14 protein-coding genes are annotated in these 15,793 nt (G+C 54.4%); 9 read left to right on the forward strand and 5 right to left on the reverse strand.

The features are described from left to right. Nucleotides 1-16: 16 nt before the first annotated feature. On the reverse strand, nucleotides 17-1,717 hold the full coding sequence (locus tag IB212_RS04765; protein ID WP_041911115.1) for a lysophospholipid acyltransferase family protein: 1,701 nt from the start codon (nucleotides 1,715-1,717) through the stop codon (nucleotides 17-19). Between the two features lie 72 nt (nucleotides 1,718-1,789). Then, nucleotides 1,790-2,764: a porphobilinogen synthase gene (gene hemB / locus IB212_RS04770; RefSeq protein WP_041911114.1), complete on the reverse strand. Its 975-nt coding sequence runs from the start codon at nucleotides 2,762-2,764 to the stop codon at nucleotides 1,790-1,792. A gap of 453 nt (nucleotides 2,765-3,217) precedes the next feature. Here hemB and IB212_RS04775 point away from each other — a divergent pair, with 453 nt between their 5' ends. Both IB212_RS04775 and IB212_RS04780 read left to right on the forward strand, forming a co-directional pair. Then, the gene (locus IB212_RS04775) at nucleotides 3,218-5,992 is read left to right on the forward strand and encodes an autotransporter outer membrane beta-barrel domain-containing protein (protein WP_041911113.1); all 2,775 of its coding nucleotides are present in this window, start codon (nucleotides 3,218-3,220) and stop codon (nucleotides 5,990-5,992) included. 89 nt (nucleotides 5,993-6,081) lie between these two features. Then, complete coding sequence (locus IB212_RS04780; RefSeq protein WP_041911112.1) at nucleotides 6,082-6,708, forward strand: helix-turn-helix domain-containing protein; 627 nt, start codon at nucleotides 6,082-6,084, stop codon at nucleotides 6,706-6,708. A 2-nt stretch (nucleotides 6,709-6,710) separates the two neighbouring features. On the opposite strand, the gene ampH is transcribed toward IB212_RS04780, so the two are convergent. Next, nucleotides 6,711-7,871: a D-alanyl-D-alanine-carboxypeptidase/endopeptidase AmpH gene (ampH, locus tag IB212_RS04785; protein ID WP_041911111.1), complete on the reverse strand. Its 1,161-nt coding sequence runs from the start codon at nucleotides 7,869-7,871 to the stop codon at nucleotides 6,711-6,713. A 204-nt stretch (nucleotides 7,872-8,075) separates the two neighbouring features. On the opposite strand from ampH, the gene IB212_RS04790 reads away from it, so the two are divergent. From IB212_RS04790 to IB212_RS04800, 3 genes are all read left to right on the forward strand, one after another. Next, nucleotides 8,076-8,609, forward strand: a complete 534-nt coding sequence (locus IB212_RS04790; protein ID WP_041911110.1) for an isochorismatase family protein — start codon at nucleotides 8,076-8,078, stop codon at nucleotides 8,607-8,609. Between the two features lie 114 nt (nucleotides 8,610-8,723). Further along, nucleotides 8,724-9,944: a peptide antibiotic transporter SbmA gene (sbmA, locus tag IB212_RS04795; RefSeq protein WP_028012117.1), complete on the forward strand. Its 1,221-nt coding sequence runs from the start codon at nucleotides 8,724-8,726 to the stop codon at nucleotides 9,942-9,944. A 14-nt stretch (nucleotides 9,945-9,958) separates the two neighbouring features. Beyond that, a complete protein-coding gene (locus IB212_RS04800) occupies nucleotides 9,959-11,056 on the forward strand; it encodes a DUF1615 domain-containing protein (RefSeq protein ID WP_041911109.1) in 1,098 nt (365 codons plus the stop codon). Here the strand turns inward: IB212_RS04800 and IB212_RS04805 are convergent. Further along, complete coding sequence (locus IB212_RS04805; protein ID WP_014882725.1) at nucleotides 11,053-11,352, reverse strand: DUF2755 family protein; 300 nt, start codon at nucleotides 11,350-11,352, stop codon at nucleotides 11,053-11,055. The two genes, IB212_RS04800 and IB212_RS04805, sit on opposite strands and share 4 nt — an antisense overlap. A 249-nt stretch (nucleotides 11,353-11,601) precedes the next feature. Here IB212_RS04805 and IB212_RS04810 point away from each other — a divergent pair, with 249 nt between their 5' ends. After that, the gene (locus tag IB212_RS04810) at nucleotides 11,602-11,832 is read left to right on the forward strand and encodes a DUF2754 domain-containing protein (RefSeq protein ID WP_028012119.1); all 231 of its coding nucleotides are present in this window, start codon (nucleotides 11,602-11,604) and stop codon (nucleotides 11,830-11,832) included. Here IB212_RS04810 and ddlA read toward each other — a convergent pair. Next, complete coding sequence (gene ddlA, locus IB212_RS04815; protein WP_041911108.1) at nucleotides 11,829-12,929, reverse strand: D-alanine--D-alanine ligase; 1,101 nt, start codon at nucleotides 12,927-12,929, stop codon at nucleotides 11,829-11,831. The two genes, IB212_RS04810 and ddlA, sit on opposite strands and share 4 nt — an antisense overlap. A 103-nt stretch (nucleotides 12,930-13,032) precedes the next feature. Between ddlA and IB212_RS04820 the strand changes: the two genes are divergently transcribed. The 3 genes from IB212_RS04820 to iraP all read left to right on the forward strand — a co-directional run bounded on the left by IB212_RS04820 (nucleotide 13,033) and on the right by iraP (nucleotide 15,570). Further along, nucleotides 13,033-13,716, forward strand: a complete 684-nt coding sequence (locus IB212_RS04820; protein WP_041911107.1) for an extensin family protein — start codon at nucleotides 13,033-13,035, stop codon at nucleotides 13,714-13,716. A gap of 168 nt (nucleotides 13,717-13,884) precedes the next feature. Then, on the forward strand, nucleotides 13,885-15,099 hold the full coding sequence (locus tag IB212_RS04825) for a multidrug efflux MFS transporter (RefSeq protein ID WP_041911106.1): 1,215 nt from the start codon (nucleotides 13,885-13,887) through the stop codon (nucleotides 15,097-15,099). A 210-nt stretch (nucleotides 15,100-15,309) separates the two neighbouring features. Further along, a complete protein-coding gene (gene iraP, locus IB212_RS04830; RefSeq protein ID WP_028012123.1) occupies nucleotides 15,310-15,570 on the forward strand; it encodes an anti-adapter protein IraP in 261 nt (86 codons plus the stop codon). The last annotated feature ends 223 nt before the right edge of the window (nucleotides 15,571-15,793 follow it).

Below are 15,793 nucleotides of genomic sequence, written 5' to 3' on the forward strand. Positions count from 1 at the left end.
CACAATTGCCGGCCAATTAAAGGTGCGCCTCAATATACCGCTGATAGCGGTTCGCCTTCAGGTAGCACAAATCCACCAGCACCAGACCGTCTACGCAATTGTTGAACGCCGGGTCGCTGCCAAAATCAATAAACTGCACGCCGCCGGGCTCGCATAGCTCGGAATACTGTTTATACAGCGGCGGTATGCCGCAGCCCAGATTGCCGAGCAGGGATTTCAGCTTCGTCAAATCGTCCACGTAATCCACGCCGCCAAACTGTGCCAGCACGTCCGGTAAGGATGCCGGATACGGCTGACGTGACGCGGCTAGCGGATGCGTCGCCGGGAACCACAGGCGGTAAAAGGCGACCAGCAGATCCCGTGCCGCAGGCGGTAAGCCGCCGGAGATGGAGACGGGGCCAAACAGGTAGCGATAATGTGGGTAACGCGCCAGGTAAGCCCCGATGCCGGACCATAAATAGTCCAGACCACGACGCCCCCAGTAGCGCGGCTGAATAAAGCTGCGCCCGAGCTCAATGCCGTGCTCAAGCACGTCCTGCATTTTGTCGTCGTAGTGGAACAGGCTGTAGCTGTACAGACCTTCAACGCCGCGTTTTTCGATCTGCATGGCCGTCGGCATAAAGCGATACGCGCCGACGATCTCCAGATCCTCTTCATCCCAGAGGATCAGGTGCAGATAATCGTCATCGTAGCTGTCGGTGTCCCGGCGTTTACCGCTCCCTTCCTCCACCGCGCGAAACGCAATCTCGCGCAGGCGGCCCAGCTCGCGCAGAAGAGGTGCCTCTTCCTGCCCGTTGCGCTGCCACAGGTAGATGGTTTTACCGTCACTGGTTTTACCCAGACACTCCGCCTGCGCCAGCTCGCGTTTCAGGGTGGCCCGGTCTTCCGGCCGAGCAATGGCGCACTGGGTTTTGAAGACGCCAGGCAATCCCTTGCCAAGACGCATCACGTGCTGACGGCACTGCTCGGCCATCTCACGTGACGAAAGAGTGGCGCTATGCCAGTGATGCCAGGCGATTTGCTGGCCGATTTTAATCGGCAGCTGGCTGTGGCGGCGGCGGAACATCTGCTGCATTAGCAGCAGCATCGACAATGTCGGCGACACCAGCGTGCTGACATAAAAGAGCAGGCTGTTATGCGCCTGAATATGCACCGGCAGCAGCGGGGCGCGCAGCTTGCTGGCGAGTTTGATAAAGCCGGAGTGCCATTTTTTATCGCGAATGCCTTTGCGCGTGGGGCGTGAAACTTCACCCGCCGGGAAGAAGATCAGCACGCCCGCGTTTTGCAGATGCTGCTCCATCTGAACCAGAGACGATTTCGCCGTCCTGCCGCCCATATTGTCCACCGGAATAAACAGCGAACTGAGAGGCTCAAGGTGGGTCAGCATCCGGTTGGTCACGACTTTAACGTCGCGCCGCACGCGGGAGACGGCGTACATCAGCGCCAACCCGTCCAGCGTGCCTGTCGGGTGGTTGGCAATAATAACCAGTGGGCCATGTTCGGGGATTTGTTCGAGATCGCGGGCGGAAACGGTGCAGAGAATATCAAGGTGCTCCAGAACTTGCTCCACCATATCCAGTCCTTTCAGGTGGCGGTGAGCGGCGGCAAACAGCTGGAATTCTTCTTCGTAAAACAGCCTTTTTAACAGACTTTTTTGCCAGGGTGCAGGCCTCGCCTGAGGCCAAAGATCGTCGAGAACGCTATCGAGGCTAAACATGATTACTCCTCCTGCCGTCTTGCGAAGACAGTAGAAGGAGCAGATGTCGGTTGTATTGCAGTTTGGTGAAGATTAGCGGAGGATTTTTTTCTCGGCCAGATCCAGCGCGAAGTAGCTGAAGATCAGATCCGCGCCCGCGCGTTTGATCGCGCCCAGACTTTCGAGGATCACTTTCTCTTCGTCGATGGCACCGGCCAGCGCGGCGAATTTGATCATCGCGTATTCACCGCTCACCTGGTATGCCCCCAGCGGCAGTTCGGTGCGCTCGCGGATGTCGCGCAGAATATCGAGATAGGCGCCAGCAGGTTTCACCATCAGACAGTCTGCGCCCTGGGCTTCATCAAGCAGGGATTCACGAATCGCTTCCCGGCGGTTCAGCGGGTTCATCTGGTAGGTCTTACGATCGCCCTTCAGCGCCGTACCCGCTGCTTCACGGAACGGACCGTAGAAGTAGGAGGCAAACTTGGTGGAGTAGGACATGATGGCGGTGTCGGTAAAGCCTGCCGCATCCAGCGCCTGACGGATAGCCTGAACCTGTCCGTCCATCGCCGCAGAGGGCGCGATGAAGTCCGCACCCGCAGCGGCAGCCACGACCGCCTGCTTGCCGAGGTTCAGCAGGGTGGCATCGTTGTCCACGCCGTGATCGCACAGCACGCCGCAGTGCCCGTGGGAGGTGTATTCGCAGAAGCAGGTGTCGGACATGACCACCATTTCTGGCACGGTATCTTTGCAGATGCGGGACATGCGGGCCACAAGGCCATCTTCTTTCCATGCATCGCTGCCGGTGGCGTCGGTATGGTGGGAGATGCCGAAGGTCATCACCGAGCGGATCCCCGCGTTGGCAATGCGTTCAATCTCGCGGGCCAGATGCTTCTCAGGAATGCGCATCACGCCCGGCATAGCTTCGATGGCTTTGTAGTCATCAATCTCTTCTTCAACAAAAATCGGCAACACCAGATCGTTTAAGCTCAGTGTTGTCTCTTCAAACATAGCGCGCAGTGCGGGTGACTTACGCAGGCGGCGGGGACGTGCAATTAAATCGGTCATGGTATGCCTGATGTTTGTGGAACAAAGAAGACTAGTGTACATGAAAGTGAAGAGGGGTGTTTTACGAAATTGGGCATTTTGTTTTTGCGAAATGCGGCAGGTTAGATTCTCTGTCATTAATATATAATGCAGGTCAGTATAACGCTGAGAGGGGAATGAGATATTCATTTTATTTCTATATTGAAATGAATACATAATTTAAAGTGATTCATTATTTTTAATTATATGATGTCATCATTGATGTGGTTGTGTATTAACTTTCTGTTTTTATAATATTTATTTTATAGCGCCTCATGCTTTTTGGGGCTGGATGTGTTATTTGTCTGTATACGGACTTAATGGAAACATTCATTGAACCTTTTCGAAATGAAACTGCATAATTCCCTCCGCAATTAAACATTGCAAATTCATTGATGGACAAACATGCTTACGTCCCTGAGGAGGGATGACCCAATGCAAACATGGAAAAAGAAACTGGTTGTATCTCAACTTGCATTAGCTTGTACGCTGGCTATCGCTTCTCAGGCTAATGCGAAAGATATTTCCGGTACGACATATAATACTTTTGGATATGATAATACCGCATCTACGCCGTGGTATTATGGCTACGCAGATTGGGATTACTCGGATGCCACCCATGATGGTGACATTTATCCGGTCATCAATAAATCAACCGTAAACGGTGTTATTTCGACTTACTATCTGGATGATGGGGTCAATGGCCGTGCAAACGCGTTGAGTATTTCTAACAGCACCATTAACGGCATGATCACGTCAGAGTGTATGACCACGACGTGTGCAGATGGCGTGGATACTGACGGCACCAGTCATACCCAGTACGATCGATTTAGCCTGACCGTTGATAACTCCACCATCAACGATGCCTACGAGCATTACGCGTATGATGTCGTCAATGGCGAGAATACTGAAACGCATTATCTGGACACCTATGGTCTGGGTAACGCAATTACCCTGGACGTTGAATCTGATATCGTTATTCAGAACAACTCCCACGTCGCGGGTATCACGCTGACGCAGGGTTATCAGGAACTGGATAACACACCATACGACGGCGTTGAAGGCGTTGCTAACAGCGGCAATGTCTTTACCGATACGCTGGTGGTGAAAGACTCCGTGCTGACCTCTGGTGCGTACAGCGATCTGGGCACCAACGGGTTCTACGGTCAAACGGCGAAGCCGAGCGACTACGGTGAAACCAACGCCTCGGTTGCGGATGATGCGGCGCTGATCGTTGCGGCCGGCGCGTCTGATAACGCCATGCAGACCACCGCTACCTTCGATCACTCTACCGTAACGGGTGACATTCTTTTCTCCAGCACCTTTGATAACAACTTCTACGAGAATGGCGATCCGGCAACGGATACCACTGAAGATGGTGTCTATAACCCAACCACCAACGGCTGGGACGGTACCGATACACTGGATGTTACGCTGACCAACGGCAGCAAGTGGGTCGGTGCAGCGCAGTCCAGCGTTGAAGCTATCGGCACTGCGCAGATGTATGGCCAGGGCTACAGCAACGTTGACTGGCACGCTCTGTCCCCGAACAGCATCTGGCCTGATTCTACCTTCGACAGCAACGGTCACGTTGCTGGTGAAGAGGTGTACCAAAGCGGCCTGTTCAATGTGGCGCTGGATAACGGTTCCGAGTGGGATACCCGCAAGGTCTCCAACATTGATGCGCTGACGGTGAACAACCAGTCTCAGGTCAATGTTGAAAACTCCGGCCTGCTGGCGGATTCAATCACCCTGACCAATGCTTCAACCATGAATATTGGCGACAGCGGAGCCGTGGCAACCGACAGCCTGTATCTGGACAGCTATAGCCGTGCGGCACTGACTGAAGAGACAGCAGAGCTGTATGCCAACACCATTACCGTAGACAACGGTGCCGAGCTGGCGCTGGGTCTGGGTCAGGTTGATACGCACAATATGGTACTGACCGATGGCGGCGTGCTCAACGTTGCCAGCCGCGATTATGTGCTGAACAGTGATCTGAACAACGCACGCTATATCACTAACGATCGCTACAACGCGGAGTATGACTACGGTGTTGTCGCGCTGAACTCCGACGGCCATCTGGCGGTGAACGGTGACGTTGCCGGTAACTACAAGGTGCGCATCGACGATGCAACCGGCGCTGGTTCAGTTGCCGACTACAAAAACAAAGAGATCATTCGCGTCTACGACAATAACGCAGATACCGCAGCCAGCTTTACTGCTGCAAACAAAGCTGATTTAGGTGCTTACACCTATCAGGCGCAGCAGGAGGGTGACACCGTTGTTCTCCAGCAGAAAGAGCTGACTGACTACGCCAACATGGCGCTGAGCATTCCTTCTGCCAACACCAATATCTGGAATCTCCAGCAGGATACCGTGGGTACGCGTCTGACCAACAGCCGTCATGGCCTGGCAGACAACGGCGGAGCGTGGGTGAGCTATTTCGGCGGCAATTTTGACGCGGATAACGGCACCGTCAGCTACGATCAGGACGTAAGCGGCATTATGGTTGGTCTGGACACGCAGATTGACGGTAATAATGCGAAGTGGATCGTCGGTGGTGCAGCTGGTTTTGCGAAAGGCGATATCAGCGATCGTACGGGTCAGGTCGATCAGGACAGCCAGACTGCGATGATCTACGCGTCTGCGACGTTTGCGAACAACGTCTTCCTCGACAGCTCACTGAACTACACCCGCTTTAACAATGACCTCTCTGCAACCATGAGCAACGGTCAGTATGTTGACGGTGACACCACCTCTGACGCTGTTGGCTTCGGGATGAAGCTGGGCTATGACTGGAAACCAAACCTCTCAGGCTATATCACCCCTTATGCGGCGATTTCCGGTCTGTTCCAGTCAGGCGACGACTACCAGCTGAGCAACGACATGCGTATCGATGGTCAGTCTTACGACAGCATGCGTTATGAACTTGGCCTGGATGCGGGTTATACCTTCAACTACGGCGGCGAACAGGCGCTGACCCCGTACTTCAAGCTGGCTTACGTCTATGACGATGCTGACAATAATGCTGATATCAACTCTGACAGCATTGATAACGGCGTCGAAGGCTCTGCGGTTCGCGTTGGGCTGGGCACCCAGTTCAGCTTCACCAAAAACTTCAGTGCTTACACCGATGCGACTTATCTGGGCGGCGGCGACGTTGACCAGAACTGGGGAGCAAACCTGGGTGTGAAATATACCTGGTAAATAGAAAGCGCGGGGGATATTTTCCCCCGCTTTTTTATATGGTTTAAAAATAATAAAGAACCGACAGATACAGATGCTCTGAGGTATGCATGAACGTTAATGCGAAACCACTTTCTGAATTAAGCCGGCTCGCAAAATGTCTGGAAGTCGCCGGTACCCCCTTTAAGATCGAACCACAGCAATTAATAACAACCGGTAATAATGATGATGAGCCATTTACTTTTGTAATACACTCTGGTCTTACTGCTATCCATCGTAAATCTGATGAACTTCTGATGGGCATTGCGCAGGCACCTTTTATCTATGGTTTGAATGCATGGATAAATGATAGTTATCTGGAATATTCCATGATGACACACACAACCTGTTCTGGATTTTATTTACCGGTCTCTGCCACGCGTCAACTTATTCAGCAAAATCATCTCTGGCAGGATGCTTTCTGCTGGGTGTCATGGATTAACCATATTCTGGGCAAGCGTGACCTGCAGCTGGTGGGAAATAACTCTTATAGTCAGATCCGGGCGATGTTGATCAATATGGCCGAGTGGGATGACTCGCTGCGCTCAAAAATTGGCGTTATGAATCATATTCAGCGTAGCACACGTATTTCACGTTCGGTCGTTGCAGAAGTCCTGGCTGCGCTGCGTCAGGGGAACTACATCAATATGAGCCGGGGCAAGCTGGTCAGCATCAACCGCTTGCCCACGGAATATTAAGATCAGTTAGACGCAGTAAGCACCTGGGCTTTATTGGCGCTCAGTTCGGCCACCAGGTTATTGATGCCGTCACTCATATTAACGAAGCGCGTGTTCGGAGAACGGGTGACTACCACAAACGCGCCCACGTTGGACTGCGGAATCATTGCCATGTAGGTAATGAATCCACCACCGCCGCCGGTTTTCTGAATGATGCCCGGACGGCCATTTTTCGGCGCCATATAGACCCAGCCCAGGCCGAGCGCATCGGCTTTACCCGGCACGTCCATCCCGATGACGCGATGCAGCTGAGTACGCTGATAGATAAGGGTCTGCATACGATCGGCCTGGCTGCTGCGGGAGTAAAAATCCGAAGAAAGGAACTGCTGCATCCAGCGCATCATGTCGCCAGGGGTGGAATAGACCCCGCCGCTGCCCACGGCCGCCAGCGTGTTGTTACAGGGGCTTGCGCCTTTCTCTGCCACCATCAGGCGTTTGCACTGGTCCGGGGAAGGGGTAAAGGTGGTGTCTTTCATGCCCAGCGGACGCGTGATCTGCTCTTCAAACAGCTGCGGGTAAGGTTTGCCCGCCGCCGTTGAAAGCGCATCCGCCAGCAGATCGAACGCCAGGTTCGAGTAAGAGGCCTGCGAGCCCGGGGCGGATTTCAGCGTGGCGGTGCTCAGGTAGTTCCAGCGCTGTTGGCGCGTTGGCCAGACAAAAACGTCGCGGTGCGCCGCGCCGCCCGGCTGCTCGCGCGGCAGAGCGCTGGTGTGCGTCGCGAGGTTCACCAGGCGAATTGGCGTGCCCTGATACGTCGGCACGCGGGCACCCGGCGGGGCGTATTTGCTGAGCGGATCGTCGAGCTTTACCACGCCCTGGTCGAGCAACTTCACCAGCATTTCGCTGGTCATCAGCTTGGTTAAGGACGCGACGCGCACAACGGAATCCAGCTGCGGACGAACGTTATTACCTGGACGCGTTTCACCAAAGCTGCGGAAAACGCGCTGGTTGCCGTCGATGACCACCATTGCCATTCCTGTCGCGCCGCTGCCGTAATAGATAAGGTTCGCGTAGCGATCGGCAATATCGGAAGCCAAAACGGGCGCCGTCAGCGGCTGGGCTGCCTGGGCGGTGGAGAAGCTCACCGCACACAGCGCGGCAAAAGAGAGCAGACAACGTTTCAACGAAAAGCATCCATGAAGTGAATGAGGAAAGTAATGGGTATTTATACTACTAATCGGCACCGTGCAATGCCCCGAATAGCATAACCATAGCGAGAAAAACGTAACCATGGGTAAATATGAAGAATTTCCCTGCGAGTGCTCTCCCATTTTGTGACATCGGGCTTATGATAGGCACCAGTGTTACTCAATCTTGCGGAGAACGGTATGTCTGAAAAGCGTGTGGTAATGGTGGTTGATATGCAGAACGGGGTGTTTGAAACCCCGCGTCATCAGCGCGAGACGTGTGTCTCTCTGATCAACCAGCTTACGCAGGCTGCCGACACGGTGATTTTTATTCAGCATGCCGAGGCCGGGGGGCTGGAAGAGGGAAGTGACGGGTTTGCGTTGCTGCCTGAACTCCATCAACCTGCTGGCGCGCTGTACGTGACTAAAACCGCCTGCGATGCCTTCTATAACACCGGGCTTGAGGCGCTGTTACGCGAGCAGGGCATTCGCGAGTTTGTCATCTGCGGCTGCGCCACCGATTACTGCGTTGACGCCACGGTCAAGAATGGCGTCAGCCGGGGTTACCACATTACCGTGGCGGAAGATGCCCACACCACCGCCAACCGCCCGGCTGCCGAAGCACAGATCCTGATTCACCACCACAACGACGTCTGGCGAAACTTCATTGCGCCAGCGAACCCTGTCGCGGTGAAACGCACCGAAACAATTCTCGAAAACTGGAAAGCGAACTAATAATCAACCCACGGGTCTGACCTTTTTGCCCGAGCCGGGGTCCGGCTCGGGCAAGGTATTCGTGTGGTAATGTGTTGAGCACAGCAACAACCATAACAACAAGAAGGAAGTATCATGTTTAAGTCTTTTTTCCCAAAGCCGGGGCCTTTTTTCCTGTCGGCATTTATTTGGGCACTGATCGCAGTCGTGTTCTGGCTGGCGGGCGGCGGTGCATGGCTGACACGCATCGTGGGGGCGACAGGCGAGGTGCCGATTAGCGCGGCGCGCTTCTGGTCGTTCAGCTATCTGCTGTTTTATGCCTATTACGCGCTGTGCGTCGGGCTGTTTGCGCTGTTCTGGTTTAATTATTCCCCTCATCGCTGGCAGACGTGGTCCATTCTCGGAACGTCGCTGATTATTTTTGTCACCTGGTTTCTGGTCGAAGTGAGCGTAGCCATTAACGCGTGGTATGCCCCGTTCTACGATCTCATCCAGAAAGCGCTGAGCGCCCCTAACAGGGTGCCAATTGGCGAGCTTTATAATCAGTTAAAAATTTTTATGGGCATTGCGATGATCGCTGTCACCGTGGCGGTGCTGAATAATTTCTTCGTCAGCCATTACGTCTTCCGCTGGCGTACGGCGATGAACGAATTCTACATGACCCACTGGGAGCGTCTGCGCCATATTGAAGGTGCTGCTCAGCGTGTTCAGGAAGACACCATGCGTTTTGCGTCAACGCTTGAGGATATGGGCGTCAGCCTGCTTAATGCCATCCTGAAACTGTTTGCGTTCTTACCGATTCTGGTCGCGCTTTCTCCGCATATTTCAGCATTGCCGATTGTCGGACATTTACCGTACGGCCTGCTCATCCCGGCGCTGATTTGGTCGCTTATGGGCACTGGCCTGCTTGCCGTCGTCGGGATTAAGCTGCCGGGCTTAGAGTTTAAGAATCAGCGTGTTGAAGCGGCCTATCGTAAAGAGCTGGTCTACGGAGAGGACGACCCAACGCGCGCTGCGCCCCCGACGATAAAAGAGCTGTTCCGCAACGTCCGTTTCAACTATTTCCGGCTCTATTTCCACTACATGTATTTCAATATTGCCCGTATTTTCTATCTGCAGGTCGATACTGTTTTTGGACTATTCCTGTTGTTCCCGTCTATTGTTGCGGGAACAATCACGCTGGGCTTACTGACCCAGATTACCAACGTGTTCGATCAGGTCAGAAACTCGTTCCAGTATCTGATCAACTCCTGGACCACGCTGGTGGAGCTGATGTCCATCTACAAACGTCTGCGCAGCTTTGAACATGAGCTGGACGATCGGGACCTGCAGGAAGTCACCAACACATTTAGCTAATACAGGGAGTTGCTATGTCTTTTGCCGTACCGCGTGCGTTACCGCTGTCCTTGCTGGCTGCCCTCGTTCTGGCGGGCTGTGCCGAAAAAGGGGCCGCTCCGCTTAAAAAGGGCGAGAAGCCCGTGGATGTCGCAAGCGTTGTGCGGCAAAAAATGCCCGCCAGCGTGAAGGATCGCAATGCGTGGGCGGATGCGCTGGCAAAAACCTTTGAAAGCCAGAAGATTGCCCCAACCGAGGATAATATCTGCTCGGTGCTGGCGGTGGCGCAGCAGGAGTCGATGTACCAGTCAGACCCGGTGGTGCCGGGTCTCAACAAAATTGCCTGGAAAGAGATCGACCGCCGCGCGGAATCGATGCATATCCCGGTATTCCTCGTGCATACCGCGCTGAAAATCACTTCGCCAAACGGCAAAAGCTACAGCGAGCGGCTGGACACGGTGAAAACCGAAAAACAGCTCAGCGCCATCTTTGATGATTTCATTAACATGGTGCCGATGGGGCAGAAACTGTTTGGCTCACTGAACCCGGTTCACACCGGCGGCCCGATGCAGGTGAGCATTGCGTTTGCCGAGAAGCATACCGACGGCTATCCGTGGGAAATTGACGGTACGGTGCGTCAGGAGGTCTTCTCCCTGCGCGGCGGGCTGTGGTTCGGCACGTATCATCTGCTGAACTATCCGGCGAACTACAGCGAGCCCTTGTACCGCTTTGCAGACTTTAACGCGGGCTGGTATGCCAGCCGTAACGCGGCGTTTCAGAGCGCGGTTAGCCGCGCAAGCGGCGTTAAGCTGGCGCTGGACGGCGATCTTATCGCCTACGGCAGCAGCGAGGCGGGAAGCACCGAGCGGGCGATCCGGAAATTATCGACAACGCTTGATATGAGCAACAGCGATATTCGCCGTCAGCTTGAGAAAGGCGACAGCCTGGCATTTGAGAAAACGGATCTCTACAAGAAAGTGTTTGCGCTTGCCGATAAGAAGAGTGGGAAAACGTTGCCGAGGGCAATTCTGCCGGGGATTCAGCTGGAAAGCCCGAAGATCACGCGTAACCTGACCACCGCATGGTTCGCAAAACGCGTGGACGATCGCCGGGCTCGCTGTATGGGGCTTTAATGGCGACGACGAAAGCGCAGGACGAGCGCGACAACGCCTAAAATCATACACCCCGCGAGGAAGGGAACGAGGCCAAACAGCGTGCTCACGCCAAACCCGATTTCAACCCGCGGGCGTCCATTATCCTGCACCTGCATCAGGTGTTCATAAACGCCCGGCGCGTGCACCAGCATATTAAGCAGCTGGGAGCCAGCCCAGAAGCAGAACAGGACAAACAGGGCATACGCGATATTACCCGCCGTGGAGGTTTTTGGTTTGCCGCCAAAAATCGGTTTCGACAATGTAAAGTCAGCCATGTTGACCTCCCGAAATATCACTCTGTTTTAATACGCGTCTTACGGGGTGAGTTTGACAGGTCATCGCATTTGTCAATATCAGAATCGTGGTAATTTTCGCTCAGGATTTCTCCTGGATTGTTGATTTCTGCAGCATGTCACAATTTGTTAACTTAAATGAAACTGCACCGCATTTCAGAATTTCCGCATCTGCCACAGACCTGGCGGTGAAACTGTGAGAGGATGTCTTTTTTTCCTGCCGGAGTTGTTATGAAGCTCACGTCCAAACTTCGCCGTGACTGGCACTACTACGCCTTTGCTATCGGGCTGATCTTTATTCTTAACGGCGTCGTGGGGCTGTTGGGATTTGAAGCGAAAGGCTGGCAAACCTATGCCGTGGGCCTGGTGACCTGGGTAATCAGTTTCTGGCTGGCAGGGCTGATAATCCGCCGCCGTCCGGAAGAGACGACAGCGGAGGAGACGGCTAAGGGTGCCGATTAGCCGTTAACGGAACTTTTCAGGGCGCTGTCGGCGGCATGACGCTCCAGCGCCAGCTCGATCAGGCGGGTGATCAGCTCAGAGTAGCCAAGCCCGCTGGCCTGCCACAGTTTAGGATACATGCTGATATTGGTGAAACCCGGCAGCGTGTTGATTTCATTGATCACCACCTCGTTCTCCGGCGTCAGGAACACGTCCACGCGCGCCATGCCGCTGCAGCCGAGCGTTTGATAGGCCTGAATGGCGATCGCCCGGATCTTATCGTTAATGGCCGGATCGATATCCGCAGGAACAACAACCTGGGCGCCTTTATCATCAATGTATTTGGTGTCGTACGAGTAGAAGTCGCTGTTTAATACCACTTCACCGCAGGTGCTGGCCTGTGGGAAATCGTTGCCCAGCACCGCGCACTCAATTTCGCGGCCTTTGATCCCCTGCTCAACCACCACTTTATGGTCGAACTCGAATGCCAGACGGACGGCTTGCGTGAACTCTGCTTCGGTGGTGACTTTGCTGACTCCCACGGAGGAGCCCTGGTTGGCTGGCTTCACAAACAGCGGCAGACCCAGTTCAGCGCTAATTTGCACGAAGCTGTGCTTGTCGCGGTTGGCGCGGGTGAGCGTCACGAACGGCGCGATATTCAGCCCGGCATCGCGCAGCAGGCGTTTGGTGACGTCTTTGTCCATGCAGGCGGCGGAGCCCAGCACGTCCGAGCCCACGAACGGCAGGTTGGCCATGCGTAACATTCCCTGCAGGGAACCGTCTTCGCCGAGGGTGCCGTGCACGATGGGGAAGACCACGTCGATCTGGGCGAGAGCCTGCGCGTTGCCTGCGTCGATGAGCTGACCTTTCACGACGCCGGGTACGGTGGCGACGCTAATTTCCGAAGGATTAAGGGCGATGTGTGCCGGATCGTTGGCATTCAGCAGATACTGGCTGGCATCGTTAACATGCCACTGGCCCTGTTTATCAATGCCCAACAGCACCACGTCGAAACGGCTTTTATCGATCGCATCGACGATATTTTTAGCCGATTGCAATGAAACCTCGTGCTCCGCTGATTTTCCCCCAAAGACAATACCTACGCGCTGCTTTGCCATCTCACTCTCTTCCAGTCTGACGAAAAGCCAATAACATACCACGATGCCCTGCGGGTTTCGCGGCCTTCTGCCATAATGTTTTGGGGAACAGTGAGGGGGGAGAGTGAAAGGAAAAACGCTGCTGACCATTTTCATCCTTGGGGCAATCGCAACGGCGGGCTATCGCTGGCTGCCGTCTTACTACAACCCTTTCACGCCGCTGAACCTGGACGACCCGCCTGGCCGTATTACCCAATATAAGCTGCGACGCTTAACGCCCGAAGCCTGCGCGAGTCTGTTAGCGCAGGCTAATCAAAAAAACCTAATCCGCACCCAGGCGGTCGCTGACAGCGGCGGGGAATGCCCGCTGAACAACGTCGTGCGCGTGCGTAACTTTGGCCCGGTGAGCCTGAACGGCAGTTTTCTTGCCAGCTGTCCGCTGGCGCTCAGCTCAGCCCTGTTTGTCAGCCAGCAGGCCCGGCCCCTGACTAAACGCTTTACCGGCAGTGAACTGACGCGCATTGAGCACCTCGGCAGCTTTGCCTGCCGCAATATCTACCACCGGCCCGATGCCCGGCGCAGCGAGCATGCCACGGCAGAGGCGCTGGATATCGCCGCTTTTCGGCTGGCGAACGGAGAGCGCGTTACGGTACTTAACGGCTGGAAATCGGCAAAAACGCAGCCCTGGCTGAAGGCTCTGCTGGCGGCAAGCTGCGGTTACTACGGAAACGGTCTTGGGCCGGAATATAACGCGGCGCACGCCAGCCATTTTCATCTGGGAATGCGCGGCTTTGGTCTCTGCCGCTGAAGCATAATCTTCCGCCAGAAAATGGATGAATTGTGACTTATTTCACAAATATGATGACTGGGAAGATAAAACACCAAAGTCAGCGAGGCCGCATCTCTGGTGCGACGTTAAGGCGCGTAACTTGCTAATCTGACGGCGAATTCGCCTAAAAATGAAGACTATTTCTGTATGGAATCCTGGAAAGTTAATCTCATCTCGGTCTGGTTCGGCTGCTTCTTCACCGGGCTTGCCATCAGCCAGATCCTGCCGTTCCTGCCGCTGTACGTGTCACAGCTGGGGGTCAGCTCCCACGAAGCGCTGTCCATGTGGTCCGGGCTGACGTTCAGCGTCACGTTTCTGGTCTCCGCCATTGTGTCACCGATGTGGGGCAGCCTGGCGGATCGGAAAGGGCGCAAGCTGATGCTGCTGCGCGCCTCCCTCGGGATGGCGATTGCTATTCTGCTCCAGGCCTTCGCCACCAACGTCTGGCAGCTGTTTTTCCTGCGGGCGGTGATGGGGCTGACGTCCGGGTATATTCCCAACGCCATGGCGCTGGTTGCCTCTCAGGTGCCGCGCGAGCGCAGCGGCTGGGCGCTGAGTACGCTCTCCACCGCCCAGATCAGCGGCGTTATCGGCGGCCCGCTGCTGGGAGGCTTTTTGGCTGACCATGTCGGTCTGCGCGCGGTATTCATCATCACCGCAATCCTGCTGGTGATCAGCTTTCTGGTTACGCTCTTTCTTATCAAAGAGGGGGGCCGCCCCGTTATCAGTAAATCTGAGCGCCTGAGCGGCAAGGCCGTCTTCGCCTCGCTGCCATACCCGGGACTCGTAATTAGCCTGTTTGTCACCACCATGGTGATCCAGCTCTGCAACGGTTCGGTCGGCCCGATTCTGGCGCTGTTTATCAAGTCGATGGAGCCGGACAGCAACAATATCGCCTTTCTCAGCGGCATGATTGCCGCCGTGCCGGGCGTCTCCGCGCTGATCTCTGCCCCGCGTCTGGGAAAACTGGGCGACAGGATCGGCACGGCGCGCATCCTGATGGCGACGCTGATTTTTGCGGTGGTGCTCTTTTTCGCCATGTCGTTTGTTACCTCTCCGCTTCAGCTGGGCGTGCTGCGGTTTTTACTCGGCTTTGCGGATGGCGCTATGTTGCCCGCCGTACAGACATTGCTGGTCAAATATTCCAGCGACCAGGTCACGGGGCGTATTTTTGGCTATAACCAGTCGTTTATGTATTTAGGCAACGTCGCCGGTCCGCTTATTGGTGCGTCCGTATCTGCAATGGCGGGTTTTCGCTGGGTATTTGCCGCGACGGCGATTGTCGTTTTAATCAATATTATCCAGCTGGCTATTGCCCTGCGTCGCCGCAGACAAATAGCGGAAGCGAAATCAGCGAAATAACCTTTTCGCAGATGTATTATATATTCTTATGGTAGCCGCATTTTTATATAACAAAATGCGGCGTTTTTTTATAGGAAAACGTTTCGCTGAAAAGATCGCTGCGCTAATTTGGCGGCAATGTCACTTTTGCATAAGATAATACTTTTCTCCGCTTTGCATATTTCATTCCTGGTGTTAATTTCAGAGGAAATCCCATAAGGAAATAGCACGATGAAAAATCTCATTGCTGAGTTGCTGGTTAAGCTTGCACAAAAGGAAGAGGAGTCGAAAGAGCTGGTCGCCCAGGTCGAAGCGCTGGAAATAGTTGTCACCGCGCTGCTGCGGCAGATGGCAACATCGGATCAGCAGGCGTTAATTGAAAGCATTGAAGGAGCGCTGGATAAGGCGCGGCCCGATACGCAGGTTCCGCCAGAGGATGCCGAGTTGCTGCAGCAATACGTAAAGAAGCTGTTGAGGCATCCGCGCAGTTAAGCCGTTACTGACATGTCATAGGATTGTCATGCAGGATGCCTGGAGTCGCTCTGTTTTATTTTTGTATTTGTACATGAAGAAAATAAATTGAAACAGAGCGCGCTTTTTAGCGCGTTACATTCCCTGTTAATTACCCCTGCCAGTTATGCTGATACCGTCAATTTCTGCGCGCTGGAACTGAAATGATAAATTCCCGGCCGAAATCACATCTGCCGGGTGGTTT

Origin of the sequence: Enterobacter sp. E12 (genome assembly GCF_014596715.2) — a bacterium.
Taxonomy (GTDB): domain Bacteria; phylum Pseudomonadota; class Gammaproteobacteria; order Enterobacterales; family Enterobacteriaceae; genus Enterobacter; species Enterobacter bugandensis.